Source organism: Pseudomonadales bacterium (genome assembly GCA_024234165.1).
GTDB lineage: Bacteria > Pseudomonadota > Gammaproteobacteria > Pseudomonadales > UBA5518 > UBA5518.
This window is the reverse complement of sequence record JACKOP010000001.1, coordinates 18,610-45,609: the sequence shown is the minus strand read 5'-3', so window position 1 is coordinate 45,609 and position 27,000 is coordinate 18,610. Positions and strand designations below refer to the sequence as shown.

Here is a 27,000-nt window from a genome sequence, read left to right as displayed (position 1 = left end):
CGCCCGTACAAATCGGCCGCTCGCCCGTACAAATCGGCGGCTCCCCCCCCTACGGATCCGGCGATGGCACCTCACGCAATGGACGCCCTCATACGCTGCAAATCCCGAACCTGTACTCCCAGGTCAGCCCATTTCTCGGGGTGGCAACTGAACAGCAGCACCTGATGGCGCCTGGCTGCGTCGTAGAGGATGCGCTTCATCCGATCGAGCCGATCGCTGTCGCTGTGGACCAGCGCGTCGTCGAGGATGATGAGCGTCGGTTTGTTCGCCTCCCGCAACAGATCGGCATAGGCCAGGCGAGAGATCAGGCCGAGTTGTTCGCGCGCACCGTAGCTGAGATCGGCCAGATCACCGTGCGCACCATTGCGCTGCAACACCCGGGGAATCAGGTTCTCGTCCACCGCGATGCTCGCGCCGGGAAACAGCAGGTTGAGATAGTGCGTCAGGTGTTTTTGCAGGGGTGCCTGCAAGCGCAGCGTCAACAACCGCCTGTGCTCCTGCAGCAGTCCGAGCAGGTGATCCAGCGCCCGGGCGCGGGCATGCAATTGGGCGTGGCGACGCCGCAGCGCCTCGACACGCTGCTGCAGCACATCGCGCCGTTCTTCCAGATCCGGGGCGCCCAGAGTCTCCAGTTCGGTTTGCAGGCGATCGCTATCGCGTTCACGCCTGCGTGCAGTCTCTTCCAGCGCCTTGGCTGAATTTTCGAAACGCTCGATGTCGTCTTTCAGCACAACAGGATTTGCTGCGTCGATTTCTTGTTGGCGCTGGTCAAGTTCGGACTGCAGTTCCCTCTGCCGACGCTCCTGTTCGACAAGGTTGCGAGTGGTTTCAAGCTGTGTCTGCCGGCGGTCGGGGTTGTCGATCGACTCCTTGAGCCGCAGCCATTCGTTGTTGGCATTCTCGTGCGCCTTTCGTGCCCCGATGAGTTGCTCGCGATGTGTGCGAAACGCCTCGTCAGCCGCCTTGAACGCCTCGTCTGCCGAATCGCGCGCACTCGCGGCCTCGTCTTCGGCGGGAATACCCTCCTGTGCGGGTGGGCAAGATTGGAGTTGCTCGTCGAGGAATTCGAGTTGCTTTTCGTTGTCGTGAATTTGATCGACGAAGGCATCCACACCTTGCGGAGCACGATCCTGCAAGTGTCGATTCAGGAATTCGATCTCGCGATCCAGACGACCGCACTCCTCCGCCCTGGCGTTTGCCTCGACCAGATCCTGCACCCCGAGCTCGGCAAGCAAGCTGGCCCGATCAGCCGCAAGACGCGCCTCGTCCTGCGCAAGCTGGCCTGCATCCTTGCCGCCGGGTGTGATGTGCAAGCTGCCCAGCCCTGCGATCGTGAGGTTGGTCCTTTGCAGCAGCAGCCGCTCGCCCGCATCGCCAAGTTCTTCCCCGTCGACGGTGAAAGTCCTGCCGGGTTCCAGTTGCCAGACGAGTCGTGTTGCCGCGACTTCCTTGCGCAGAAGCAGTGCGTCGAGCTGTTTCTGTAAACGCCGCAGTGATTCGAGTTTCTGCGGATCGATGGCCTTTTGCTGGCGCTGCTCGCGTCGATCCCGCAGCTCCTGCTGCTGTTCCCTGAGCGTGGCGAGAGTTTGTCTGTGATGCTGCAGTGACTTCTGCAGTTCGGTCCGGGTGTTTTCCAGGCGCTGGCGATACGCCTGCTCGCGCGCCAGACGGAAAATCAGATCGGCAACTTGCAGCTTTTCATTCGCCTCATGCTGACGTGCCTCGATGGCCTCGCCGTTCGCCAGCAGCCTGTTCAGCGCGTCTTGCGCCGCAGTGCGTGCCTGATCGCGCTCGGCAAGCTGCCGGCTTTGATCCTCGAAATTGCGCAGTCTGTCCTGCAATAGTTCCAGCTGTCGTACGCAGTCACCGAGTTCGCGCCGCGCCTGATCCTGCTGCTCGACGAGCTTGTTGATGTCATCCAGCCGGGCCTGTGTTTCCTTCGCGCGCTGGCGCTGCGCTTCCCACGGCTTGCCGGCGTCGATTTGTTTGCGTTCTTCCTGCAGGCGCGCAAGTTCGTCCACCTTGCCTTCGTAACTGGCAAGTTGCTGGTTCAGTTTGTCGAGTTCATCCGCGCTTCGTGCCAGATCGTCTTCCGTTTTCTTGTACTCACCCGTCGCCTTGCCGGTCTTCGTCAGCAACTCGGCGCGTTGTTCGCCCACCCGGGCAAGCAGCCAATCACCACTGCTGCTGGTCACCGCATCCAGGTCCTGGCCGAGCGCTTTCTGCAGGTGCTCGCCCGCGTGTTCTACCGGTTTGTCGACCTCCTGGATGGTGCCCTGCTCCACCCACAACAGACCGGGAATGCCATGAAGTTCCGCCCGGCTCGCGCCACGTCCGGCAAAGCTGTAGCCCATGAACCCGGCCAGGCGTTCTTCCGCCTCGTCACCGCTCAGCTTCCTGCCGCCGACGTCCAGATCGCAGCGCTGATGACCCAGAAAGCGCTTCGCCAGCTTCCAGCGCTGATCCTGCCAGTTGAATTCGAGCGCGACGCTCGGCTCCGCGCCGCTGTCACCCCAGGGCTGGAACTGCTTGACGCTGCCGGATTTGTACCGCTCGAAGAACGCAGCCCGGATCGCTTCGACCAGTGTGCTCTTGCCCGCTTCGTTCGGCCCCGTGAACAGGTTGATGCCGGGCTGCAGATCATCGAGTGCAAACGGCTCGCCGAACTGGCGCCATTGGGCGATTTCGACACGGGTCAGCTTCATCGGCTTGCCTCCCTGCCGTGCTCGCGCAATAACGTGGTCAGGATGGCCAGCGCATCACGAGCGATTGCCGCCTCATCCGAGTCTTCCTTCTGTTGCTCGCGCAAGGTGGCAATGACTTCGCCGACATAGCCATCGGCACCCAGGCCGACGATGTCCTCGTCGCTGGGTTCGAGATGAAGATCATCGTCGTTGAAGGTGAACGAACGATGGCGGGCGGCAAGCTGGTCAACGGCGTGCTGCAATCGTTGTTGGTCGGCAAGATCGAGCTGGCCCGATACGTCGAGGTCGATGACGGCGTTTTCGTCCAGGCCCCCAAGCTCCTGCAGCAGTCGATCCAGGTCGCTGGACACGCTGAGTGTACGCTCGAGCCTGATCCAGCGATGAACGCCCACTCGATGCACAGAAACTTCCGGCTCCGCGCCAGGACTGGCGATATCCACCAGCAGCACATTGCCGGGGTCGTTGTCCTTGAAGCGTTCCTGCTCCGGCGTGCCGCTGTACCAGGTGCGCGAGTCGATGCACTTCGTGCCGTGCCAGTCACCCAGCGCGAGATAGTCGAGCCGGGCCGTTTGCGCCCGGTTGGCGGCGATCGGATTCGCCGAATCGGCAGCCTCCATCAACACGTCGGTGACGCTGCCGTGCGCAAGGCCGATGCGCAGCAGACCGGCGGGTGTGTCGCTGCGGTCGAACCAGTCCGTCAGATCGTCGTGTGTATGGCGCTGCGTGAGCGGGGAAGCAAGCACGGCAAAGCCATTTTTTTCAAAAAGATACACGCCAATCTTGGTGAAGATATGCACATTGGCGGGAACGGCCCCGATGCGCGCCGCCCGCTCCCACACACTTTCTGCCAGTGCGGCATCGTGGTTGCCCGGGATCATCAGCCACGGCCCCGCGAATGCTTGCATGGCCTGGAAGGTGCGGTGCAGGTCGCGATGCGCGATGAACTGGCTGTCGAAGACGTCGCCGGCAACCAGCACGGCATCGACGCGTTCGCTCGCGGCCAGTTCGGCAATGCGCCGGATCGCGGCGAAACGCGCCTCGAACAACGCGGCAGCGTCTTCCGCCTCGAAGGCGCTGTAACGGCGGCCGATCTGCCAGTCGGCGGTATGCAGGAACCGTGGCATCGGCTTGCTCCTGTTGCGGAAGGCCGAATCATAGGTGCCCTTGGGTGATCGATTCCATGCCGGCGCGTGCCAATCGGCGCCTGGGCGATCGCGGATCGCCCGTACGGGCCTGCACATCGCATCACGCCGTAGGGGCGAGCGGCGCTCGCCCATACAGGGGATAGATGCCAATCGACGCCTGGGCGATCGCGGATCGCCCGGTACGGGCCTGCACATCGCATCACGCCGTAGGGGCGAGCGGCGCTCGCCCATGGAGGGCCGTGCGTGCCAATCGGCGCTTGGGCGATCGCGGATCGCCCGTACGGGCGACCGGCGGTCGCCCATGGATCGGCGCTCGCCCATGGGCACCGCGATCAGACGGTATTTGTATGGAGGAAAAGTGGTGTTGGTGGAGCCAGCCGGGATCGAACCGGCGACCTCTTGCATGCCATGCAAGCGCTCTCCCAGCTGAGCTATGGCCCCCAGAAAGGAGCGCGCAGTTTAGGAATGCCCCCCGGGGCTGTCAACAACGGCCAGCACACAACGGCCAGCACTCATGTAGGCAGCCAAAAAGGCGGCGCAATAAAGAGACTCGTTTGGCACGGACGGGCGAAGCTGCTAGCCTCGCCGCCTGCACGCCAGCAAGGTGACGCATCATGGGCATCCTCGACCTGTTCCGACTCGACGGCAAGGTGGCGCTGGTCACCGGCGCCGGGCGCGGTATCGGCGCCGGTTGTGCGCGTGCGTTTGCCGAGGCCGGTGCCAGCGTGGTGATCGGTGCGCGCACGCAGGCACAGATCGACGCGGTTGCCGCAGAGATTCGCGCTGCGGGCGGCAACGCGCTGGCACTGCCTGCCGACGTGATGCGCGAAGAGCAGCTCGCGGCCCTGGTCGATGCAGCCATCGACACCTACGGGCGACTCGACATCGTGGTCAACAACGCCGGCGGCTTTCCGCCCGGCCCGGCGTTGAAGACATCGACTGCGGAGTTCGTGAATGCCTTCCGCTTCAATGTAGGCACCGCGTTTGCGCTTTCACGTATCGCGGCACCGCGCATGGTCACGACCGCCGGCGGTGGTGCGATCATCAATATCTCTTCGGTTGCCGGTAACTTTCCCGCGCCCGGATTCGCCGCCTACGGCACCGCCAAGGGCGCGCTGTCGCTGTTGACGCAGGAACTCGCGCAGGAGTTCGCTCCGAAGATCCGCGTCAACGCGATCGCGGTTGGCTCGACGCGTACCGAGTCGCTGCTGACGGTGCTGCAGAACCCCGAAATCGAACGACGCATGATCGAACTGACGCCGATGAACCGGCTCGGCGAGATCGAGGACGTGGCTGCCTGCGCGCTCTATCTGGCATCGCCGGCAGCAGCCTACGTGACCGGCGACATCATTGCCGTGAACGGCGGGCTGACTGCGCTGAACCTGCCACTGCCGCGCGCATTCGCCTGAGCAGCAGACTTGCGGCGATTTGACACGATGCAGCACCCGACACAGACTGGCGGCAACCGTATCCGACGTGCCGGCTCCGTCCATCCGATGCACAGACCGCTGCTGACCCTGTTCCTCGCGCTGTGGACATGCTTCGCGCTGCCCTCATACGGCTTCGTGCGCAACATCGATGCACCACCAGCCGCGCAGGCCTCGCGCGCTCACCCGGCGCACGCATCGCATGTCCATGACAACCCGAGCCAGGATGCACACGGCTCGCTTCATGCCGACTCAGACGCCCATCCCTGCTGTGCCGGTGCAAACAGCGGTGATTGTTCGCACCCCGTCACGCACGGCATGGGCTGTGCGGCCCACTGTGCTGCCACCGGCAGTGCGCTGCCTGCAACGGACACCGTGTTGCACCCGGCCCGGCCAACATCCGGCTTCGACGGCCTGCCGCTGATCGGAGCGCTTGCTCCGGCACACACCCTGCTTCCGCTTCGTCCTCCCGCCTGAGTCCCTGGGGAAATTCCGTGCGCACACGCGGAAACTCCCATACGTCAGGATGAATCCCGACCTACGAAAGGGAAATTCCGTGCGCACACGCGGAAACTCCCATACGTCGGGATGAATCCCGACCTACGGAAGGGAAATTCCGTGCGTACGCGCGGAAACGACCCCGGATCCCATTCGTAACGAACCGGCGACGTCGCCGAGCCGAACCGCAGTGCGGTCGCTCGTTGTCCGTCAATGACGCCCTCCTCGCGTGCGGCAACCCGCCTGCCACGGAGGATGAACGCTGCCGCCGGTTCACGGGCGAGACGAGAACACAGGCAATGAACCAGACCATGAGAAACCTACTGCTTGCCTTGCTGCTGGTGGCAGGCCACGCCGGCGCCGACACGGCGCCCGAGTCATCGATCAGCTACGAAGCACTGCTCGCACGCCTTGGCGCGAGCCATCCGGAATATCGCACGATGCAGGCCGAAGCCGACGCAGCCCGCGAGGCGGTCGGCGCTGCCACTGCACTGCCGGACCCGGAGCTGAGGCTCGAGCTGATGGACATCCACGACGCCGATCTGCGCCCCGACGAGGTCGGCACCACCAAATACACCATCGAGCAACGCCTGCCGCTGTGGGGCAAGCGTCGACTGCGACGCGAAGCGGCAACGTCGGCGCACACGGCCGCCACTGCACGTGCGGCACAAACGCTGGCCGAGTTGCGCGCACAACTGCGTATCGCATTCAGTGAGTACTACGCTGCCAGCGCCGAGCTTGCAATCAACGAGGCAACGCGCACGCTGTTCGTGCGGGCGCTGCGCAGCGCGAGCGAGCGCCAGGCAAACGGCCTCGCACCGCAACAGGACCTGATCCGCGCGCAGACGGAACAGAGCGCCCTGCTGATCGAAGCGCAAACGCTGCACGGGCGCATCGACCGCGCACGCATCGCACTGAATGCGCTCACCAGCCAGCCGCTCGATGCCCCGCTGGCGCCTCCGGCCACGCTGCCTGCCAGCGCCGCCTTCGACAGCAGCAGCGAGCGTGTCATGAACAGCGAAGCCATCGACGCGCCGGCAATCGAGATCGTGGACCAGGAACTGCAACAGCGCCGCGGTGAGCACCGCCTGGCCGACCGCGAGCGCTACCCCGATCTCACGGTCGGCATTTCGCCGGTGCAGACCGGCAGCCGCTTCGAGACCTGGGAGCTGATGCTCGGCGTCACGCTGCCGCTGCACGGCGGCGCACGCGCACGCGAGCGCACGCAACAGGCGCTGTACGTCGCAGCCGAAGAGCGCCAGCGCGCCACCGTGCTCGCCGTGCGCACGGCAGCAGCCTCGGCACGCGCAAACTACCGGGCAGCGCGCCAGACCGAGCACCTGATCACCACGCAACTGCTGCCCGAAGTGCGCCTCGGCTACCGCTCGGCGCTGGCCGGCTACGGCAATGCGCAGCTCGACTTCGACGCCGTCGTCACCGCGGCGCTGCAGATCCGCAACGCCGAACGCCAGCGCATCGATGCCGCCGTAGAGCAGCAACTCGCCATCGCCGAATTCGAACGCCGTACCGGAGTACAGCCATGAATACCCTTGCTCGCGCCCTCACCGTAGTGGCACTGTTCGGCACCGGTGCGCTCACCGGTCTGTGGATCGGCAACACAACGGACCACGGCTCCGCCGCGCACCCGCAGACGGACGCATCAACCACAGCGGTCGCGCTGCCCGCAGACCGCAAACCGCTCTATTACCGCAACCCGATGGGCCTGCCGGATACCTCTCCGGTGCCGAAGAAGGACAACATGGGGATGGACTACATCCCGGTCTACGCCGACGAGCCCACCGACGACGCCGGTGCCGGCACGAACACCTTGCGCATACCGCTCGCGCGCGTGCAGAAGATCGGCGTACGCAGCGAGGCGGCGAGCCTTCGCCCCCTCGACCGCTCGGTCACGGCACTCGGCGTGATCGAAGCCGACGAACGCTCGCTGAGCACGGTCGCGCCGCGCTTCGCCGGCTGGATCGACACGCTGCACGTGAACGCGACCGGCCAGCACGTGCGCCGCGGTGACGTGCTGTTCGAGGCGTACAGCCCCGAACTGCTCGCCGCCCAGCAGGACTATCTGATCGCACTCGACGCCGCTTCCAGCGCCGACCGCGAATTCGCTGCCGGGCTGATGCGTAGCGCACGCGCCCGTCTGGTGAATGCAGAGATGGACACCGCGCAGATCCGCGCGCTGGAAACGCGCCGGGAGCCGCTGCGCACGGTGGCGCTGCGTGCGTCACGCAATGGCGTGGTGCTCGAGCGCAACGCTGTCGCCGGCATGCGCTTTGCGGCTGGCGACACGCTGTTGCGCATCGCGGACCTGGACTCGGTATGGCTGGTCGCGAACGTCTCGGCGCAGGACATGGCCGAGGTACGACTCGGCCAGCCCGCGACACTGTCGATCGACGGCTTCCCGGGAGAAAGCTTCAGCGGACACGTCGGTTTCATCTACCCGACGCTGGACGAGGTGTCCCGTACCACACGCGTGCGCATCGAACTGCCGAACGCCTCGCTGCGGCTTCGCCCGGGCATGTATGGCCGTGCCGTGCTGCAGGCCACGCAGCACGAGGCGGTAGTGACGGTACCCGACTCGGCGCTGATCGACAGCGGACTGCGCCAACTGGTGCTGGTGGAACACGCCACAGGCGAATTCGAGCCGCGCCCTGTGGTTGCCGGCCGCCGTGGCGGTGGTCTGGTCGAAATCCTCTCCGGGCTGCACGACGGCGAGCGCGTCGTGGTGCGTGCGAACTTCCTGATCGATTCCGAAAGCAACCTGCGCGCAGCCCTCGACGGACTCGCATCGGCCGGTGAGTCCTCATCGGCTGCCCCGGCGCAGATGCACCACGACCACGGAGGGCACTGAAGATGCTGCAAGCCCTGATCGCCTGGTCACTGCGCAATGTGCTCATCGTACTGGTCACGACCGCCGGCATCACCATCGCCGGCGTCTACGCGCTGCTGCACACACCGGTGGACGCCTTGCCGGATCTGTCCGACGTGCAGGTCATCGTCTACACCGACTATTCCGGGCAGGCACCGCAGGTGGTGGAAGACCAGCTCACGTATCCACTGTCGAGCGCGCTGCTCTCGGTGCCGCGCGCCCGGGTCGTGCGCGGCCTCTCCTTCTTCGGCGCCTCGTTCGTCTACGTGATCTTCGAGGACGGTACCGACATCTACTGGGCGCGTTCGCGCGTGCTCGAATACCTCGACACCGTGAAGGGAAAGCTTCCTCCCGGGGTGGCGCCGACGCTCGGTCCCGATGCGAGCGGTGTGGGCTGGGTCTACCAGTACGCGCTGAGCGGCGAGCAGCACGACCTCGGCGAGCTGCGTTCCCTGCAGGACTGGTACCTGCGCTACCAGCTTGCGCAGACGCCGAACGTGGCCGAGATCGCGAGCGTGGGCGGCTTCGTGAAGCAGTACCAGGTCAGCGTCGACCCACAGCGGCTGCAGGCCTTCGATATCGGTCTCGATGCCGTGAAGCAGGCGATCCGTGCCGCCAACCGCGACGTCGGTGCGCGCGTGATCGAAATGGCCGAGCACGAATACATGGTGCGCGGCAAGGGCTATCTGCGCACACGCGAGGACCTGGAGAACGTGGTGCTCACCAGCGTCGACGGCGTGCCGGTGCGCCTGCGTGACGTGGCCCGCGTCGAGGTCGGACCCGACGAGCGACGCGGAATCGCCGAACTCGACGGCGACGGCGAGGTGGTCGGCGGCATAGCGGTCGCGCGTCACGGCAGCCACGCGCTCGAGGTGATCGACGCGCTGAAGGCACGCATTGCGGAGATCGCGCCGGGGTTGCCGCAAGGCGTGGAACTGCGCAGCGTCTACGACCGTTCGCAACTGATCCGCGAAGCGATCGCGACGCTGCGCACCGCGCTCACCGAAGAGAGCATCGTGGTCGCGCTGGTGTGCGCGCTGTTCCTGCTGCACCTGCGCAGCGCGCTGGTCGCGATCCTGATGCTGCCGGTTGCGGTGCTGATGGCCTTCCTCGCGATGCGCTTCGCGGGCGTGGGCTCGAACATCATGAGCCTCGGCGGCATCGCGATCGCGATCGGCGCGATGGTCGACGCCGCGATCGTGATGATCGAGAACGCGCACCGCCATATCGAACGCGACGCGGGTGTCACACCGCGACCACAGCTCATCCTCGCCGCATGCCGCGAAACCGGACCCGCGCTGTTCTTCAGCCTGCTGATCGTCACCGTATCGTTCCTGCCGGTGTTCAGCCTCGAGGCGCAGGAGGGAAGGCTGTTCCACCCGCTCGCTTTCACGAAGACCTTTGCCATGGCAGCCGCCGCGCTGCTGTCGGTGACGCTGGTACCGGTGCTGATGCTGGTGTTCGTGCGCGGACGCATTCGCCCCGAGCAGCACAACCCGGTGAACCGCGTTCTCGTCGCCGCGTACCGCCCGCTGATCGGGATCGTGCTGCGTCACCGCTGGGCAACACTCGCCTGCGCACTGTGCATGCTCGGCGTGACCGTGGTGCCAATGACGCGCATCGGCAGTGAATTCATGCCGACGCTGAACGAAGGCACGCTGCTCTACATGCCGGCCACGCCGCCGGGTCTCACCGTCACGGCGGCAGCCCAACTGCTGCAGCAGCAGGACCGCATCATCCGCAGTTTCCCCGAGGTCGAATCGGTGTTCGGCAAGGCCGGCCGCGCCGCCAGCGCGACCGATCCGGCGCCACTCGAGATGTTCGAGACGATCATCACGCTGAAGCCCGCGAAACAGTGGCGCCCCGGGCTGACGATGGACGGCCTGATCGCCGAACTCGACGCGGCGCTGCAGTATCCCGGGCTCGCCAACTCCTGGACGATGCCGATCAAGGGCCGCATCGACATGCTGTCCACCGGGATACGCACGCCGGTCGGAGTCAAGGTATTCGGCGGTGAACTGACCGAGCTGGAGCACCTCGCACGCGAGATCGAAGGCGTGGTGCGCACGATTCCCGGCACCGCCAGCGTCTACGCCGAGCGTCTCAGCGGCGGCCTCTACCTCACGATCGAACCCGAACGCGAGCAGCTGGCCCGCTACGGGCTGTCGATCGACGCGCTGCAGGAAACCGTCGCCAGCGCGCTCGGCGGCGAAACGGTGACCACGACGGTCGAAGGCCGCGAGCGCTACGCGGTCAGCGTGCGCTACCCGCGCGAGCTGCGCTCCGATCCCGATACGATCGCTCGCCAGGTGCTGGTGAGCGCACCGAACGGAGCGATGATCCCGCTCGGACAGATTGCAACGCTGCGCATCGAGTCGGGGCCGCCCGCGATCCGGACCGAGAACGCGCTGCTTTCGGCTTATATCTTTGTCGACGTGCGCGACCACGACCTCGGTGGCTACGTCGAGCGCGCGCGCCGTGCCGTGGCCGAACAGGTGAGCTTCCCGCCCGGCTACTACGCGAGCTGGAGCGGCCAGTTCGAGTACATGCAGCGTGCCAGCGCCACGCTTCGCATCGTGATTCCGCTGACGCTCGCGATCATCTTCCTGCTGCTGTACCTGAACTTCCGCCAGGCGGGTGAAGCACTGATCGTGATGCTCTCGGTACCGTTCGCGCTCGCAGGCGGGGTATGGCTGGTGTGGGCTCTCGAATACCAGATGAGCGTGGCGGTGGCGATCGGCTTCATTGCGCTCGCGGGTGTGGCGGCGGAAACCGGCGTGGTGATGCTGTTCTACCTCGACCACGCGTGGGAGGCCACACGTGCGCGCTGCGCGCTCGAGCAGCGTCGTCCCACGATCGGCGAGCTGCACGCGGCGATCGTCGAGGGCGCGGTCGGTCGCGTACGACCCAAGATCATGACCGTCACCGCGATCACCGCCGGTCTGCTGCCTATCATGTGGAGCAGCGGTACCGGCTCGGAGGTGATGCGCCGCATCGCTGCACCGATGGTCGGCGGGATGCTGTCGTCGACGCTGCTGACGCTGGCGGTGATTCCGGCGCTGTACGCGATCGTGCACCGCCGCTCGCTGCGCCCGGCGGCGCCTCAGGCGGACCCCAGTGCGGCGTAGGCCTTTTCGACGTCCTTCATGCGCTTCTTCGAGATGCCGCCAAGCACCTCGATCGCATGCCGGATGCGCGCCCGCGACAGGTCGGAGCCGAGCATGTGCATCGAATCGATCACCGAGATCGACGCCGAAGTGCCGGCGATCGCGACGAACAGTGGTGCGAGGAAATCGCGGATCTTCAGCTCCATCTGCGCCGCCAGTTCCTTCATGGCGGCAAACAGGAGATCACGCTCCCAGCGCGTGATCGACTCGAGCCGCCACTGCGCGAACTGCAGCAGCGCGAGCAGGCGTTCGCGCTCGAGCTTTACCTCATTGAAGCTGTGTTCACCGATCGGCAGCATTCCCGAGAGCAGGTACGCGGCCGCCGGTGCGAAGTCGCTGAGTCGTTCGATGCGCGGCTGCAGGTGCGGCAATATGCGCAGCAGGTTGTCGCGGTTGTACGCCCACTCGACCAGTCGATCGGCCAGTCGTTCCGGCGTGAAATCCTCGCGCAGCCACAGCGCGTTCAGCCAGTTCAGCTTGTCGGGGTCGAACACCGGCCCACCGAGCGAGACACGCCGGATGTCGAAGGCATCGTGCATCTCCTGCAAACTGAACTTTTCGCGCTCGTCAGGCATCGACCAGCCCATGCGACCGAGGTAGTTCAGCAACGCTTCCGGCAGATAGCCCATGCGGCGGTAGTACAGGATGCTGGTCGGGTTCCTGCGCTTGCTGAGCTTGCTGCGATCGGGGTTGCGCAACAGCGGCAGATGGCAGATCACCGGTGCCTGCCAACCGAAGTATTCGTACAGCAGCAGGTGCTTCGGAGCCGAGTTGATCCACTCCTCGCCGCGCAGCACGTGTGTGATGCCCATCAGGTGGTCGTCGACCACGTTGGCCAGGTGATAGGTCGGCATGCCGTCGGCCTTCAGCAGCACCTGCATGTCGACCTGGGTCCATTCGACCTCGATCTCGCCACGCAGCATGTCCTGCACGCGGCAGACGCCCTCACGCGGCACCTTCATGCGCACCACCGACGGTTCGCCTGCAGCGAGGCGTCGCGCCACTTCGGCGGCGTCCAGACCCAGGCAGTGGCCATCGTAGCCCGGCTGCTGCTGGGCAGCCGTCTGCTCGCGGCGCAGCGTATCGAGGCGCTCCGGCGTGCAGAAACAGCGGAACGCATGTCCGCTCGCGAGCAGGCGCTCGCTGTGCTCGCGGTAGATCTCGCCACGCTCGCTCTGGCGATACGGCGCGTGCGGCCCGCCCACGTCAGGCCCTTCGTCCCAGCTGAGTCCCAGCCAGCGCAGCGACTCGAGGATCGCGGCCTCCGACTCCGGCGTGCTGCGCGTGCGGTCGGTATCCTCGATGCGCAGGATGAACTCGCCGCCGTGCTGGCGCGCGAAACAGAGGTTGAACAGCGCGACGTAGGCGGTGCCGACGTGCGGATCACCGGTCGGCGACGGAGCGATACGGGTACGAACCTTCATTTGCCTGTTCAGCCCAGCTTGCGGATGCGTTCGGAGGCGCTGATCACATCGGTCATGCGGATGCCGAACTTGTCGTTGACGACAACCACCTCGCCGTGAGCGATCAGCGTGCCGTTGACCAGCACGTCGAGCGGCTCTCCCGCCAGGCGGTCGAGTTCGATCACCGAACCCTGCCCCAGTTGCAGCAGGTCGCGGATCGAGATCCGTGTATTGCCGACTTCCATCGACAGACGGACCGGGATGTCGAGGATCATCTCGAGGTCCGGATTCATCTGCCGTGATGCCGGCCCCGATGCGAATTCCGGCAGTCCACCACCCCGGGCCGCGCCGGGACCACTTACCGCTTCGTCGTCACCAATCATTGCGTCGCCTCCCCATCCGGCACGTTCAATCGCTGCGCTCCAGCTTGCCCAGCACCTGCAAGGCAAGGTTTCCCTTCAACGTCCCGAGGCGCACCCGGAACAGCGCGATGTCGTCGACTCCGAGCACCGGTTGTGGCTCGTCGATCGGGATCACGTCGCCGACCTCGAGGTCGATCACCTCGCGCAGCGATATCGTGGACTCGGCAACACGGCAGTTCAGGCCGACCGGCGCGCCCTGGATATTCTCCTTCAGGGCTGCCTCCCAGCGATTGCCGCGCGAATCGGCGTCGACGAGCGCCGAACGATCCAGCAGCGCCTTGATCGGCTCCACCATGGCATAGGGCACGACCAGGTGCAGCTTGCCAGCACCGACGTCGAACTCGACGCTGAACGAGCTGACGACGGCGATGTCGTTGGCGTTGAAGATTCCCGTTGCTTCCAGCGAGCCTTCCTTCTGCAGCAACTGGACTTGCAGCACGGATTCGCCGCCCCATGCCTTCTGGAGTTCGGCAGACACGGTCTCCAGCACACGATCGACGACCAGTGCCTCGGCGGGCGTGAACTCGCGGCCTTCGATCCTGGCGTGGAAACGTCCGCCACCGAAGAAGTTGTCGACCAGCAGGAACACCAGCCGTGCGTCCATCACGACCAGCGCGTGACCCGGCAGCGGATCGAGCCTCATCACGTTGATGCTGGTCGGGGTAAGCAGCGTGCCCGCGTACTCACCGAATTTCTGGATCTGGATGCCCTCGTGGCCAATTTCCAGCCCACGACGCAGCAGGGAACGCAGGCCGCTGCGCAGGTGACGCGCGAAGCGTTCGTTGGTGCGCTCCAGCGCCGGCATCCGCCCGCGCACGATGCGGTCCTGGCTGGTGAGGTCGTAGTGCTGGAAATCGCGCGACGCTGGCGCGGGCTCGGCTCCCAGCTCGATCTCGCCACCGCCCACACCGTGCAGCAGCGCATCGATCTCGTCCTGCGACAACAGATCCTGCACTTCCCGCGAACTCCGCTAGCGTTGTGTACGGCGCGGCATCACTGCAGCACCAGATCGGTGAAGAAAACCTGTTCGACCCCGGGTTCGCCGGTCTCCTTCTGCAGGATCTCCCGGATCGTGGCCAGGATCCGTTCGCGCAGCAGCAGCCGGCCCGCGTCGGTGCGCAGCGCCGCGAAATCCTGCTCGCCGAGCAACGCCACCAGACGCCCGCGAATCAGCGGCGCATGCACCTCGAGCTGCTTGGCGACCGAACCGTCGTGCGTAAGCACACTCAGCATCGTCTGCAGATAGTGCCGACGGCCCTCGTACTGCAGCATCACGACGAACTTGTCACCGAGCGATACGTAGATCGTCTGCGTCGGGGCCGCTTCCGCCCGCTCGTCCGCCGACTTCTGCGCATCCGCTCTCCCGCCAAGCAGCACACCCGCAGTCACGCCGACGACCAGCAACACGATCGCCGCCGCAGCCATGATCAGCAGCTTTTTTTTGCTCCCGCCTCCGCCACCCGCGTCTGCGCTTGCCTTTTTCGTTGTCGCTTTGGCCATGCCAGTATCTCGTCACCGTGTGCTGCCAAGGCGGCTGGAGCAATCGCCATGCCAGCCGATCCGTAGTCGCAAGATTTTCGGAGCGCGAAACTTAGCACAACGGACGCCTGCGTGGCGCGGGCGGCTTAAGAGGCTGTCTCAGACGTAGGCGTCGATGACCCCGCTGTGCGCCGATCCGGGACGATCGATAGGTGATTCGATCGCGTCTGAACGGACCACGGCCGACGCATCCGCCCTGCTGCCGGCAAACTGCTGCGGCTGCCCGCCGCTGCCGTGATGCTGTTGAGCGACGTTCACATCGATCAGGTTCATGCCGCCGCCCTCGAGCAGTTCACGCAACCGCGGCAGCGATTGTTCGAGCAGTTCGCGCACCTGCACGCTGGCCGTCGCGAAATGCACGCTGGTACCTTCTCGCTGGCTGTGCACGGTCACGTGCAACGGTCCGAGCTCTGGTGGATCGAGGCGGATCTGCGCCACGTCCATGCCGCGCCCGGCGAACCAGCGCACCCGTGCATCGAGCTCGGCGGCCCACTGCGTGTCGCGCCCGAGGGCAAGCGGAGCAAACGGCAGCACCGGTTCACGCACACCTGCCGCTGCACCCGTAATGGCTGTGCCCTGGCCAACCGGCTGTGGCGCGTGCGTACTCACCGCTGGCACCGTCACGGCTTCCGGAGTGTCGCCAGCCAACGTGGCCAGCGCCGAGGCTTGGGTTGTGGCACGCGAGGCGTGCGGCAGCGATTCGCGCTGGATCGCCCGTATGGACTCGTCCGGGACCGGCGCGCGATCACCGGACTCGGCCGGGAGTGGCAGCGCGTCCGCCGTCACGCCCGTCGACGAGCCATCCGTTCGGGGCACAGCCCCCCGAGCGGATCCGGCAGCATCCACAGCCCCGTACCAGGACCCGTCAGCCAGCGCCCTGTCCCGCAGTCGGGCGACCGTATCGGCTGACACCTGCTGCGCATTGCCCGTCGAACCTGGAACGACGACCGACTGCGCGGGAGCGGCAACGGAACCGGAGGCTGGGTCAGCAGCAGCGGCCTGTGCTGCTGTGCCGGTTGCCGGCACTGGTACGACGGGCTGCTCCCCGCGAATCCCGTCCGCCACCGGAATGCCCAGCCCGCCCCGACCGGGCACAACGATCGTTGCGACCGGGTCGTAGTGGCTACTGACGCGGACCGCTGGTATCACCACGGCTGCAGTCACCGCCGTCGGCGAGGTACCCGATCGAGCCACAGCGCCGTGGCTGTCCACAACTGCCGTGCCCATCGACACGCCGGACTGGGCTGCATTCGACAGCTCGGACGTTTCGGTATCTGCCGGTACTGCTGCCGGCGCCCCGGTTTCGCCCGACGGATCGACACTCACGGCTGCAACTGCGTTGCCTGGCGTTGCATCCGGACCACGCATCGATTCATTGGCACCACCGGAAGCAGGGAACCACGACCGTCGCTGCAACCCGACCGGCTCCGGTTGGCGCACAACGCCGGCGAGCAAGGACCCACCGGGCGCATCGTCCGCGCTGCCAGGTCTCGCATCCGGTGTCAGCATCGGCGGCAATGCGGCACCTGGCACCGGCAACATCTTGCCTGTCGCCGGTTCCGGTGCGGCTGCGAACATCGCCCGACGCTGCAGCGGAGCAGCCATGATCCGGTGCGTGACCACAGCCTCGGCTTCGCTGCTGGCAGGCGTGGCGGTGGCGTCGCTCAGACCGGGGACCGGAAATACGGCGGGCGTAATCACGGGCTCGACCATACCGGGGATCGATGCCGTTGCCGGGATCTCGAGCGTGGTTGCTTTTTGTTTATCAAAATCTTTTGAATCAGATGGTTCCGATGCTTTGTTAAGGCCACGCAGAGCTGATGTGAGCACCTGTGCGAACTCCGGCAGCAAGCCGGCAGCGGCGTCCGCCAGCGTGTCGGGCGTCGCGATCGTTACGCCCAACTGCAACAGCAGATCAGTGGCTGAACCGGGACCGGAACCAGCCGGAGTGACGGAAGACATCGGGATCTCCACGTATGATCGCCATGACGAGGCACCCCGATGCAAGCGCTGCGCCAGGTTTCAAAGGCTGGCGCAAAAACGCCGCGAAACGGGTGGCGTTGTCACGCGCGGACCATGCCAGCGCTCGAGAGCCTTTTGCGACAGTCTCTTCAACCACCCTCAGAAAGTCCTGCCCGGCTTGCAATGCCCGCCAGTTCGTCGAGGCGGAGTTGCTCCTGGCGTGCGGCAGCCTGTTGTTCGTCACGACGCAGGCGCGCCGCCAGCTCGTCGAAGGCTCGCTGGCGATTGCGCACACCGTGCCATCGAGTCACGGCCTGCGCACTGGCGTCGCGCGCCTGCAGCACCGCTTGCCGCTGAGTCTCCAGCGTGCCGTCCAGGCTGGCGCAAAACGCCGCCAGCCGCGTCAGCGCATGCCCCGGAATTCCGCTCTGCCCGGCCTGCAACCACTGCGTTGCGTACTCCTGCGCCCAGGATTCGAGCTGCGACTGCTGCGCCTCACGCCGGTGCAGTTCGGCATTCGCCCGCCCCAGCCGCAACCTGGCGTCACGTTCGGCAAGCGCCGCGAGCTGCGCCAGCGTCTGCAGGCGGGCAGAACGGGGTTTCACGGAACAATCCCGCCGGAGCCTGCGTCCTGCATGCGCGCGTTGCGACGCACGAGCGACTGCTCGCCGGCCGCATCCCCGAACAGTCCGTCGAGTTGCGCAACGCTGTCGGCAAACGGCACGCGTTCGTCGATCTGCTGCTGCAGGAACTGGCGCATCACGGGCATGCGCGCCACGGCCCGATCGGTATCGGCGTCGCTCCCCGGCGCATACGCGCCCACGCTGATCAGGTCGCGGTTCTGCTGGAAGCGCGCATACAGTTTCTTGAACTCCAGCGCCGCACCGCGATGTACCGTCGTCGTAATCGACGGCATCGCGCGCGAAATCGACGCTTCCACATCGACAGCCGGATACTGCCCTTCCTCGGCCAGCGTGCGTGAAAGCACGACGTGGCCATCCAGGATCGCACGTGCGGCATCGGCAACCGGATCCTGCAGATCGTCGCCTTCGGTGAGCACGGTGTAGAACGCGGTGATGGATCCCTGCCCGATCTCGCTGTTGCCCGCACGTTCGACCAGATCGGGGATACGTGCAAACACCGAGGGCGGGTAACCACGCGTCGCCGGCGGCTCACCGACCGCAAGTCCGATTTCGCGTTGCGCCTGGGCGAAGCGTGTCAGCGAGTCCATCAGCAACAGCACATGGCGACCACGGTCACGGAAATCCTCGGCGATGCGCGTGGCCAGACGCGCGCTGCGCAGGCGCATCAGCGGCACATCGTCGGCAGGCGAGACCACCACCACCGCACGGCGCATGCCCTCGGTGCCGAGGATATCCTCGACGAACTCGCGCGCTTCGCGTCCCCGCTCGCCAACGAGACCCACCACCGTGACGTCGGCCTCGGTGAAGCGCGTCATCATGCCGAGCAGCATGCTCTTGCCGACACCACTGCCGGCGAAGATCCCCAGCCGCTGCCCGCGGCCCACGGTCAGCAGCGCGTTGATCGACCGCACGCCGACATCGAGCGGCGTGCGGATCGGCGCACGTCGCAGCGGATTGATCGGGCGCCCGTCCAGCGGCACGAAATCAACACTGCCAAGCGGTCCCTTGCCATCGATCGGCTGTCCGGCACCGTCGAGTACGCGCCCGAACAGACCCTCCCCGCACGGCACCTCGACGTTCGACGCCAGCGGCCGCACCCGCAAACCCGGGCGCAGGCCGCCGGTACGCGCCGCCGGCATCAGGAATACCCGCTCGCCGCTGAAACCAACCACCTCGGCTGCTGCCACGCTCGTATCGTGCAGGCGGATCAGGCAGCGTTGCCCCAACGCGCAATCGAGGCCGGTCGCTTCCAGCGTCATGCCGATCACGCGGGTCAGACGGCCCTCGGCGACCGGTGCGCAATCGTGACGTATGCGTGCCGCCGCTGCGCGCACGCAATCAGCGTAGGAAGATATGCTCACCGGCTCTCCGGGCCAGCGCCCACATGCCCCAGAAACTGTTCCGCAATCGCGGCAAAACGTGCCGATTGCGTGAAGTCGACCAGGGAATCCTCGGCTTCGACCCGGCAGTCACCCGCTGCCAGAGCGGGGTCCACCAGCAGCAAAGGCACCGCCTCGCCGCCACCGAAATCCTCCAGCAACTCGCGGTCGGCTGCGCTGACGAAGACCCGCACCGCACGTGCACCGATCGGCAACGCGGCCAATGCCTCGTCGAGCACCTGGGCGATATGCCCGGGCTGCAACTGCGTCTCGACGCGCAGCACCACCCGCGCTATCTGCAGCACCGCTGCAAGCAAGGCATCACGCAGCGCATCTTCCTGCCCGTGCAGGGGCGCCTGCAGCGCTTCGAGCAATCCCGCGAAACGTCCCGCTGCCTCTTCCAGATAGCGGCGTCCGGCGGCAAGGCCTTCCGCGCGCCCTGCGCGTTCCCCCTGTACCAGGCCTTCGGCATGACCGGCGGCAAACCCGTCGCGATGCCCCTCCTCTGCGGCTGCCGCGACGATCGACTCCACCTCACGCGCACCGACTCCGGGCGAGAAGCGTCCCGAGCGCACGTTTGCCGCGAGTTCCTGCTCCAGCCCCGCGCTGCCGAACGGCACCGCATCGGTGTCGACCTCGGCGACGCGGCGCTGGCGCATGCGCGCGCTCTCTGCCCGCACCACTGCCCCGGCGGGAACCGGCGGCAACGACCAGTTGGCGTAGGGGGTCGCACGCCCGGCCGGAATGCGGCGCTGGCGGCTCATGCGACACGCACCGACGACGGATTCATATCATTGCCTCGGAAGCGCCACCGAGCGAAATCTCACCGGCGTCGGCCATGCGCCGTGCCACCACGAGAATCTCGCGCTGCGCATTCTCCACGTCGCTGACGCGCACCGGCCCCTTCGCTTCGAGGTCGTCACGCAGCAACTCGCCGGCGCGCTTCGACATGTTGCCGAAGATCTTGGCCTTGAGATCGTCGTCGGCCGCCTTCAGCGCCAGCACCAGCACCTCCGACGACACCTCGCGCAGCAGCGACTGGATGCCCTGGTCGTCGATGGTCTTCAGGTCGTCGAACACGAACATCAGATCCTGGATGCGGCTGCCAAGCGTCTCGTCGGCCTCGCGGATCTGCTCGATCAGCGCCTGTTCGGTTGCAGTCTCGAGGTTGTTCATGATGTCGGCTGCGAACTTGATACCGCCACGGAACTGCCCCTGTGGCAATCCGGAACCGGCGAGTTCCCCCTCGACGATGCGATTGAGCTCCTGCAACGCGCTGGCATTCACCGACTCCATGGTTGCCACGCGCATCAGCAGGTCCGCACGCGCCTTGTCCGGGAAGTACGTCAATACCTCGGCTGCCTGGTCCGGATGCAGGTACGACAGGATCACCGCCTGGATCTGCGGGTGTTCACCACCGATCGTGTTCGCGACCAGCTTCGGATTCATCCAGCGCAGGGCCTCCAGCCCTCTGGTCTTGTCGCTCATCAGGATCTGATCGATCAGCGTGCCGGCACGCTCCTCGCCGAGTGCCTCGATCAGCACATTGCGGATGTACGATTCGGTGCCGACACCCAGACCGCTGGCCGTGTTGGCCTCGAGCAGCAGGCGCTCCATCACCCGCGAGACATCGCGCGCTTCGATGTCACCCATGCTGGCCATCTGCGCGCCGACCTTCTGTACTTCCTTGGGACCGAGGTGACGCAGGATGCGTGCAGCGTTCGCCTCGCCGACCGACAGCAACAGGATCGCCGCCTGCTCCAATGGCGTGAGATCCGCACCCTGCTTTTCTTCAGTCGCTGTCACGCACCCACCTGCGTATCACCTGCGCCACACGTTCGGGATCCCCTTCGACCATCGCCTGCACCGCCGACAGGCGGCGCTGGTACTCGCGCGCCGGCCCCGGTAGCAGCAGTGCCTCGGCTCCTTCGCCTCCTGCTCCCGCCTGCCCGGCCTCGAGCCGTGCGCGCTCGGCCTGCTGCCTCTCCTCGAGGGCACGCAGCTCACGGGTATTGCTGCTCAACGAGCGTAGCACGGGTGCCACCACCACCAGCAGCAATACCAGCAACGCAACGGCCGCCAGCACCTGGCGCAACAGCGGAAGGAACCAGTCCTGGCGCCAGAACGGGTCGTCCTCGATCGCCGCGTCTTCAGCGCCCAGGCTGAAGAAGGCCGCATTCACGACGTTGACGCTGTCACCACGCGCCGCATCGTAACCCACTGCGTCACGCACCACCGTGGTGATCCTCGCCAGCGCCCCCTCATCCCAGGCCACGCTTTCACGCTTGCCTTCGGCATCGAGGCGCGTGCGATCATCAAGCACGACGGCAACCGTGAGCCGGCGCACCTTGCCGACCTGGTGCCGGGTGTAGCTCAGCGAGCGGTCGAGTTCGTAGTTGCGCGTCGCCTGGCTGCGTACATCACGCGGTTCGGCCGGTTGCGCCGCGCCAGCGGGCTGCGCACCGGGCACGACTTCCGGTGCCACCCCACCCACCGGCGGCTGGTTACTGAGTGCGCCCGGGATACCGGCGCCGGCAGCTCCGCCTGTACGCTGCTCGTCGAGGCGCTGTTCGCTGCGCAGCGCCGGCAAGTCGGGGTTGTAGATCTCATCGGCCCGTTCCACCGCGGTGAAATCCACGTCCGCAGTGACTTCTGCCTTGTAGTGGCCGTTGCCGACGATGGGGTCGAGAATGCGGTGTACCCGCTGCACGAGCTGGTCTTCGAGCCGGGCCGTGTATTCGAGCTGGCGATTCGCAGCCGCCGCTTCGGCGTCCTCGGTGAAGTCCGACAGCAGCTTGCCGTGCTGATCGACGATCGTCACTGCGGCCAACTCCAGTCCGGGCACGCTGGAGGCGACCAGATTGCCGATCGCCCGCACCTGCCCTTCCTCGACCACGCGTCCGGGTTGCACCTCGAGCAGTACCGAAGCTGCTGCCTTGCGCTGATCGCGCACGAACGCCGAACGCTCCGGCAATGCCAGATGGACACGCGCGCCACGTACCCCGTTGATGCTCGCGATCGTGCGTGCGAGTTCGTTTTCGAGACCACGCCGATAGCGCGCCGTCTCGATGAACTGGCTGGTGCCGATACCCTGATCGCGTTCGAGCATCTCGAGCCCCACCGCGCGCTGACTCGGCACGCCGGCCTGCGCCAACGCCAGCCGTGCTTCGTGCAGACGCGAAGACTCGACCAGCAGGGCACCGCTGTCAGCGTCGATACGGTACTTGATGCCGCGCGACTCCAGCGTGCCTGTCACGGCAGTCGCATCGAGATTTTCCATGCTGCCGTAGAGCGGACGCATGTCGGCACCCTGCGACCACAGCACCAGCCATACGGCGAGCGCGATGCTGACCGCCAGGCCGACGATCACCCCGACCTGGCGCGGAATCGACAGGGTGGCAATGCCGGCGATATAGGGAGTCAGCGTCGCAGCGGCCGCACCGCCACTCACCGCAGGCAACTGTGCTCCGCCCTGCACTTCCTGTTCTGCCATGCTCGCCGTGCCTCCGCCGGTGATACCTCAGGTATCAGACCGGCATGTTCATTATTTCCTTGTACGCGTCGACCAGGCGATTGCGCACCTGCGTCATCGCCTCGAACGCGATACTCGACTTCTCTGCCGCGATCATCACCTGCGTGAGACTGACTCCGGGCGTTCCGAGTTCATAGCCTTCGCGCAGCACGTTCGCTTCCTGCTGCACGGCATTCACGCGTTCGATCGCCTGGCTGAACAGCGTACCGAAGACCGGCGCGTCCTCCTGGGGGCGAAGCAGTTGCCCGGGTTCGATCTGCCCCGGCATCGCCTCGTGCACCGGGCGGTGCATCTGCGCCTGGATCGAGCGCATCTGCGCCAGTACCTGTGCGATATCGGCCCGCTCGACCATCACCGGCTCCTCCCCGAAAGCGATCCACGTCATGCGACGGATTCTTGGCGCAGCGACTCGTTCTGCTGACCACGCAGCAGCGAGTGCACATTTCGGGCCAACGTATACACAAGGACGGATTCGATCCCGCCCTGGAGCAGGCCGTGGTCAACCTACGTTGATCGCACGGATACGGTCGCTCGCCGGAGGGCGGGCGCGCAGGGAGCGGAAATCGAACAGGCGGGGATCGGCGAGCTGTGACGGCGCCACGTTGCCGATCGCGCCGAAGATCGAGTCGATGCGCCCCGGGAAGCGGCGTTCCCAGTCGCGCAGCATCTCCTTGATCGCCTTGCGCTGCAGGTTGTCCTGCGAACCGCACAGATTGCACGGAATGATCGGAAACTCCCGATACGTCGCGTACGCCGCGAGGTCTTCTTCGCGGCAATAGGCAAGCGGCCGGATCACCACGTTGTCTCCGTCATCGCTCAGCAGCTTCGGCGGCATCGCCTTCAGCTTGCCACCGTGGAACATGTTCAGGAACAGCGTCTCGATGATGTCGTCGCGATGGTGACCGAGCGCAATCTTGCTCGCGCCGATCTCGCGAGCAAAGCCGTACAGGTTGCCACGGCGCAGCCGCGAGCACAGGCTGCAGGTGGTCTTGCCCTCGGGGATCACCGATTTCACGATGCTGTAGGTATCACGCTCGAGGATGTAGAACTCTACCCCGATCGACTCCAGGTAGCGCGGCAGGACCTCCTCGGGAAATCCGGGCTGTTTCTGATCGAGATTCACCGCGACCAGATCGAAGGCGACCGGAGCCGTCTTCTGCAGATTCAGCAGGATATCGAGCATCCCGTAGGAATCCTTGCCGCCGGAGAGACAGACCATCACACGATCGCCGGTCTCGATCATCGCGAAGTCCTCGATCGCACGCCCGACGTTGCGCCGCAGCCGCTTCTGCAGCTTGTTGAACTCGGTACGACTCCTGCGGGGATCGGCCGGGGCCACGACAACGCCTCCTGGTAACGGTTCGGGGCGCGCATTCTACGGGCTTTCACGCCGATGGTCATGCACACACCTTCGCGATACCGACGCTCGCCCGTGTTGGCGGCATCCCGGCCCAGCCGCTACAATCCGAGCCCTGCTCCCCACGCTCATCTTTTCAACACTACAGGAAAGCCTCGAGATGAAAACACCCGTTCGCGTAACCGTCACCGGCGCCGCCGGCCAGATCAGCTACAGCCTGCTGTTCCGCATCGCTTCCGGTGCGATGCTGGGTCCCGACCAACCGGTGATCCTGCAGATGCTCGAGATCACTCCGGCGCTCGGCGCACTGCAGGGCGTGGCGATGGAACTCGACGACTGCGCATTCCCGCTGCTCGCCGGCATGGTGTGCACCGACAAGCCCGAAGAGGCATTTGCAGACGCACAATACGCACTGCTGGTCGGCGCCCGCCCGCGCGGTCCCGGCATGGAGCGCAAGGATCTGCTCGAAGCCAACGCGGCGATCTTCTCGGTCCAGGGCAAGGCGATCGATGCCGCTGCCTCACGCGACATTCGCGTGCTCGTCGTCGGCAACCCCGCCAACACCAACGCACTGATCGCACAACGCAACGCACCGGGTATCGATCCGCGGCACTTCACCGCGATGACGCGGCTCGACCACAACCGCGCCCTCACACAACTGGCGATCCGGACCGGCAACCCGGTCAGCGCCGTGACGCACATGACGATCTGGGGCAACCACTCCTCGACCCAGTATCCGGATCTGTTCAACGCCAAAGTGAACGGCAGGCCCGCACTCGAGCTGGTCGATCGCGGTTGGTATGAAAGCGACTTCATCCCGACGATACAGCAGCGTGGCGCCGCCGTGATCAAGGCACGTGGCGCCTCGAGTGCTGCCTCGGCGGCCAACGCCGCGATTGCCCACATGCGCAGCTGGGCACTCGGCACGGCACCAGGCGACTGGGTCAGCATGGGTGTCTACAGCGACGGCAGCTACGGCATCCAGAAAGGTCTGATCTACTCGTTCCCATGCACGTGCAAGGACGGCGACTGGCAGATCGTGCAAGGTGCCACGATCAACGATTTCTCGCGCGCAAAGATGCAGGCCACTGAACAGGAACTCAGCGAGGAACGCGACGCCGTCGCGCACCTGCTGCCCTGATCGACAGCGACACGGAACCCCGCAGGGTTCCGTGTCCACCCCCCCCTTTCGCTAATCTGTTTCGATCAGCGTTGCATCGATGCGGAATTCCCCGAGCATCGGTTCGGTTCCGAGCAACTGCAACGGCGCTCCGGTTTCCAGATCCACACAGACCTGCAAGCGCCCCGTCAGTCCCAGCAACCGGAAATCGTCGGCGTTCTGTGCACCGTTCTCGACCGCCATACCCACCCGTCGACACACGGTTTCGGACTCGACCCGTGTGCGCAGGCCACGCTGGACACGTGTGTGGGCAATCCTCTGGCGCGCATCCCCCTGCAGTGTGAGCGCGACGTCGAGCGCCCCCTCATCGGTGCACACGCGCGCCAGCGAGCGCACGCGTTCACTGCGCACCAGATCGGCAGACAACAACAACAGGCCCAGGGAATCCGTGCAATCACCGGTACGCACTGCCCGATGCAGGCGCTCGCGCTTCAGCGGCCAGTCCCGGGGCGCGGTGCCACGCGCTGCGGCGCTGCCGCGGCGCTGCCAGCCGTAACTGCCGTCCTCGAGGATGCGCGTCAGCTTGTAGCGCCCGCCCTGAATGGAATCGAGGCGCTCGCGCTGCAGCAACTGCAGGTTGTCACGTGCCAGCCAGACGGTGACATGCGAGTTGGCACCCGGTGCGCTGCTGCGTGCATCGATGCGCCAGGCGCCGGACGCGGGCACTGCAAGTGCCCTTTGCCCTGCAACATCGACCAACTGCGACGTGGCTTGCTCCGCCGATTGCGCCTCGACCGTGACACTGGATCTGGCAACCAGCAGGAATTTGCGCGCCTCGAGTTCGATGTGACGCCAGTCCCGCCCGGATGAGACCGGATCGGCGCGGGCCGTGATCGAGAACACGATGGCGCAGGCGAGTTGCAGTACGGGCAACCAGCGCAGCACGCTACAGCGCTCGCATGCTGGCGCCATCCACCACCAGCGTGGCACCACTGATGTAGCTCGCCGCCGGGGAAAGCAGGAAAGCTCCGGCACGGCCGAACTCCTCCGTTGCGCCATAACGTCCGAGCGGTATCGACCGTTCACGCTGGCGCCGCACTTCGAGCGCGTCGATCCCGCTGCCTTGCGCCTGGAACGCATCGAGCTGCTGCATGCGATCGGTCGCGATCAGTCCCGGAACCAGGTTGTTCACCCGGATGCCGTCAACCGCGAGTTCACGCGAAAGACTCTTGGCCAGCGCCGCCACACCGGAGCGCATCACGCTCGACAGCAGCAATTGTTCCGCCGGTTCACGCACCGTCAATGACGTCAACATCAGGATCGAACCGCCGCGCACGCGCAGGTGCGGCAACGCGAGACGCACCAGACGCACGGCACTCAACAGCGTGAGTTCGTACGCCGCTTGCCAGGCATGATCGTCGAAGGCATCGAAGCCGCCTGGCGGTGGCCCTCCGGCATTGGTGACCACCCCGTCGAGACGCCCGAAGTGCTGTACGGTTGCATCGACCCAGGCGCCGAGTGCAGCGGCGTCACGCACGTCGCAAGCGGTACCGGTTACGCCGGCCTCGCTCAGCGCGCCGAGCTCACGTGCGGCACACGCGATACCCTGCGCGTCACGGCTCGCGATCGCCACGCCAGCACCCTCTGCGGCAAGACAGCGTGCAATTGCATGACCGAGCCCCTTGCTCGCTCCCGCAACCAGGAACACCTTTCCCTGCACACCCAGATCCATTTCCGACGCTCCGCCTGCCCTGTAGACGACGGCGCAGAGACTACCACAGGGTACGCTGGTCTATACTCGCAACCGACTCGTCAC

22 protein-coding genes and 1 tRNA gene are annotated in these 27,000 nt (G+C 65.8%); 6 read left to right on the top strand and 17 right to left on the bottom strand.

Annotated features, from left to right (window positions below; all coding sequences use genetic code 11):
• Window positions 1–71 precede the first annotated feature (71 nt).
• The 3 genes from H7A12_00195 to H7A12_00185 form a co-directional block, all read right to left on the bottom strand.
• The gene (locus H7A12_00195; GenBank protein MCP5319248.1) at window positions 72–2,705 is read right to left on the bottom strand and encodes an AAA family ATPase; all 2,634 of its coding nucleotides are present in this window, start codon (window positions 2,703–2,705) and stop codon (window positions 72–74) included.
• On the bottom strand, window positions 2,702–4,081 hold the full coding sequence (locus tag H7A12_00190) for a DNA repair exonuclease (protein MCP5319247.1): 1,380 nt from the start codon (window positions 4,079–4,081) through the stop codon (window positions 2,702–2,704). The genes H7A12_00195 and H7A12_00190 overlap by 4 nt, the downstream gene beginning before the upstream one ends.
• 134 nt (window positions 4,082–4,215) lie before the next feature.
• Window positions 4,216–4,291 (bottom strand) — tRNA-Ala (locus H7A12_00185).
• A 173-nt stretch (window positions 4,292–4,464) separates the two neighbouring features.
• On the opposite strand from H7A12_00185, the gene H7A12_00180 reads away from it, so the two are divergent.
• The 5 genes from H7A12_00180 (at window position 4,465) to H7A12_00160 (ending at window position 11,787) form a co-directional block, all read left to right on the top strand.
• Window positions 4,465–5,259, top strand: coding sequence for a glucose 1-dehydrogenase (locus H7A12_00180; protein MCP5319246.1), 795 nt, complete (start codon window positions 4,465–4,467; stop codon window positions 5,257–5,259).
• A 27-nt stretch (window positions 5,260–5,286) separates the two neighbouring features.
• A complete protein-coding gene (locus tag H7A12_00175; GenBank protein MCP5319245.1) occupies window positions 5,287–5,754 on the top strand; it encodes a hypothetical protein in 468 nt (155 codons plus the stop codon).
• A 332-nt stretch (window positions 5,755–6,086) separates the two neighbouring features.
• On the top strand, window positions 6,087–7,319 hold the full coding sequence (locus tag H7A12_00170) for a TolC family protein (GenBank protein MCP5319244.1): 1,233 nt from the start codon (window positions 6,087–6,089) through the stop codon (window positions 7,317–7,319).
• Window positions 7,316–8,641: an efflux RND transporter periplasmic adaptor subunit gene (locus tag H7A12_00165; GenBank protein ID MCP5319243.1), complete on the top strand. Its 1,326-nt coding sequence runs from the start codon at window positions 7,316–7,318 to the stop codon at window positions 8,639–8,641. Before H7A12_00170 ends, H7A12_00165 begins: the two co-directional genes overlap by 4 nt.
• Window positions 8,642–8,643: 2 nt before the next feature.
• Window positions 8,644–11,787, top strand: a complete 3,144-nt coding sequence (locus H7A12_00160; GenBank protein ID MCP5319242.1) for an efflux RND transporter permease subunit — start codon at window positions 8,644–8,646, stop codon at window positions 11,785–11,787.
• On the opposite strand, the gene H7A12_00155 is transcribed toward H7A12_00160, so the two are convergent.
• From H7A12_00155 to ttcA, 12 genes are all read right to left on the bottom strand, one after another.
• Window positions 11,763–13,250, bottom strand: a complete 1,488-nt coding sequence (locus H7A12_00155; GenBank protein ID MCP5319241.1) for a glutamate--tRNA ligase — start codon at window positions 13,248–13,250, stop codon at window positions 11,763–11,765. The genes H7A12_00160 and H7A12_00155 overlap by 25 nt on opposite strands.
• 8 nt (window positions 13,251–13,258) lie before the next feature.
• Window positions 13,259–13,612 (bottom strand): flagellar motor switch protein FliN, encoded by a 354-nt coding sequence (gene fliN, locus H7A12_00150; GenBank protein MCP5319240.1) that lies wholly within the window; start codon window positions 13,610–13,612, stop codon window positions 13,259–13,261.
• Window positions 13,613–13,637: 25 nt separating this feature from the next.
• Window positions 13,638–14,606 (bottom strand): flagellar motor switch protein FliM, encoded by a 969-nt coding sequence (gene fliM / locus H7A12_00145; protein MCP5319239.1) that lies wholly within the window; start codon window positions 14,604–14,606, stop codon window positions 13,638–13,640.
• Window positions 14,607–14,644: 38 nt separating this feature from the next.
• Window positions 14,645–15,151 (bottom strand): flagellar basal body-associated FliL family protein, encoded by a 507-nt coding sequence (locus tag H7A12_00140; GenBank protein MCP5319238.1) that lies wholly within the window; start codon window positions 15,149–15,151, stop codon window positions 14,645–14,647.
• A 138-nt stretch (window positions 15,152–15,289) separates the two neighbouring features.
• Window positions 15,290–17,152 (bottom strand): flagellar hook-length control protein FliK, encoded by a 1,863-nt coding sequence (locus H7A12_00135; GenBank protein MCP5319237.1) that lies wholly within the window; start codon window positions 17,150–17,152, stop codon window positions 15,290–15,292.
• A gap of 149 nt (window positions 17,153–17,301) precedes the next feature.
• The gene (gene fliJ, locus H7A12_00130) at window positions 17,302–17,757 is read right to left on the bottom strand and encodes a flagellar export protein FliJ (protein ID MCP5319236.1); all 456 of its coding nucleotides are present in this window, start codon (window positions 17,755–17,757) and stop codon (window positions 17,302–17,304) included.
• Complete coding sequence (locus H7A12_00125) at window positions 17,754–19,055, bottom strand: FliI/YscN family ATPase (protein ID MCP5319235.1); 1,302 nt, start codon at window positions 19,053–19,055, stop codon at window positions 17,754–17,756. The genes fliJ and H7A12_00125 overlap by 4 nt, the downstream gene beginning before the upstream one ends.
• A gap of 98 nt (window positions 19,056–19,153) precedes the next feature.
• Window positions 19,154–19,939, bottom strand: coding sequence for a hypothetical protein (locus tag H7A12_00120; GenBank protein ID MCP5319234.1), 786 nt, complete (start codon window positions 19,937–19,939; stop codon window positions 19,154–19,156).
• Between the two features lie 22 nt (window positions 19,940–19,961).
• Window positions 19,962–20,981 (bottom strand): flagellar motor switch protein FliG, encoded by a 1,020-nt coding sequence (gene fliG, locus H7A12_00115; protein ID MCP5319233.1) that lies wholly within the window; start codon window positions 20,979–20,981, stop codon window positions 19,962–19,964.
• On the bottom strand, window positions 20,968–22,668 hold the full coding sequence (gene fliF, locus H7A12_00110; protein ID MCP5319232.1) for a flagellar M-ring protein FliF: 1,701 nt from the start codon (window positions 22,666–22,668) through the stop codon (window positions 20,968–20,970). Before fliF ends, fliG begins: the two co-directional genes overlap by 14 nt.
• A gap of 34 nt (window positions 22,669–22,702) precedes the next feature.
• On the bottom strand, window positions 22,703–23,059 hold the full coding sequence (gene fliE, locus H7A12_00105; GenBank protein ID MCP5319231.1) for a flagellar hook-basal body complex protein FliE: 357 nt from the start codon (window positions 23,057–23,059) through the stop codon (window positions 22,703–22,705).
• Between the two features lie 147 nt (window positions 23,060–23,206).
• Window positions 23,207–24,046, bottom strand: a complete 840-nt coding sequence (ttcA, locus tag H7A12_00100) for a tRNA 2-thiocytidine(32) synthetase TtcA (GenBank protein MCP5319230.1) — start codon at window positions 24,044–24,046, stop codon at window positions 23,207–23,209.
• A 178-nt stretch (window positions 24,047–24,224) separates the two neighbouring features.
• Here ttcA and H7A12_00095 point away from each other — a divergent pair, with 178 nt between their 5' ends.
• The gene (locus H7A12_00095; protein MCP5319229.1) at window positions 24,225–25,205 is read left to right on the top strand and encodes a malate dehydrogenase; all 981 of its coding nucleotides are present in this window, start codon (window positions 24,225–24,227) and stop codon (window positions 25,203–25,205) included.
• A gap of 51 nt (window positions 25,206–25,256) precedes the next feature.
• Here the strand turns inward: H7A12_00095 and H7A12_00090 are convergent, their stop codons facing one another.
• Window positions 25,257–26,129, bottom strand: a complete 873-nt coding sequence (locus H7A12_00090; GenBank protein MCP5319228.1) for a hypothetical protein — start codon at window positions 26,127–26,129, stop codon at window positions 25,257–25,259.
• Between the two features lies 1 nt (window position 26,130).
• The gene (locus tag H7A12_00085) at window positions 26,131–26,916 is read right to left on the bottom strand and encodes an SDR family oxidoreductase (GenBank protein MCP5319227.1); all 786 of its coding nucleotides are present in this window, start codon (window positions 26,914–26,916) and stop codon (window positions 26,131–26,133) included.
• Between the last annotated feature and the right edge of the window lie 84 nt (window positions 26,917–27,000).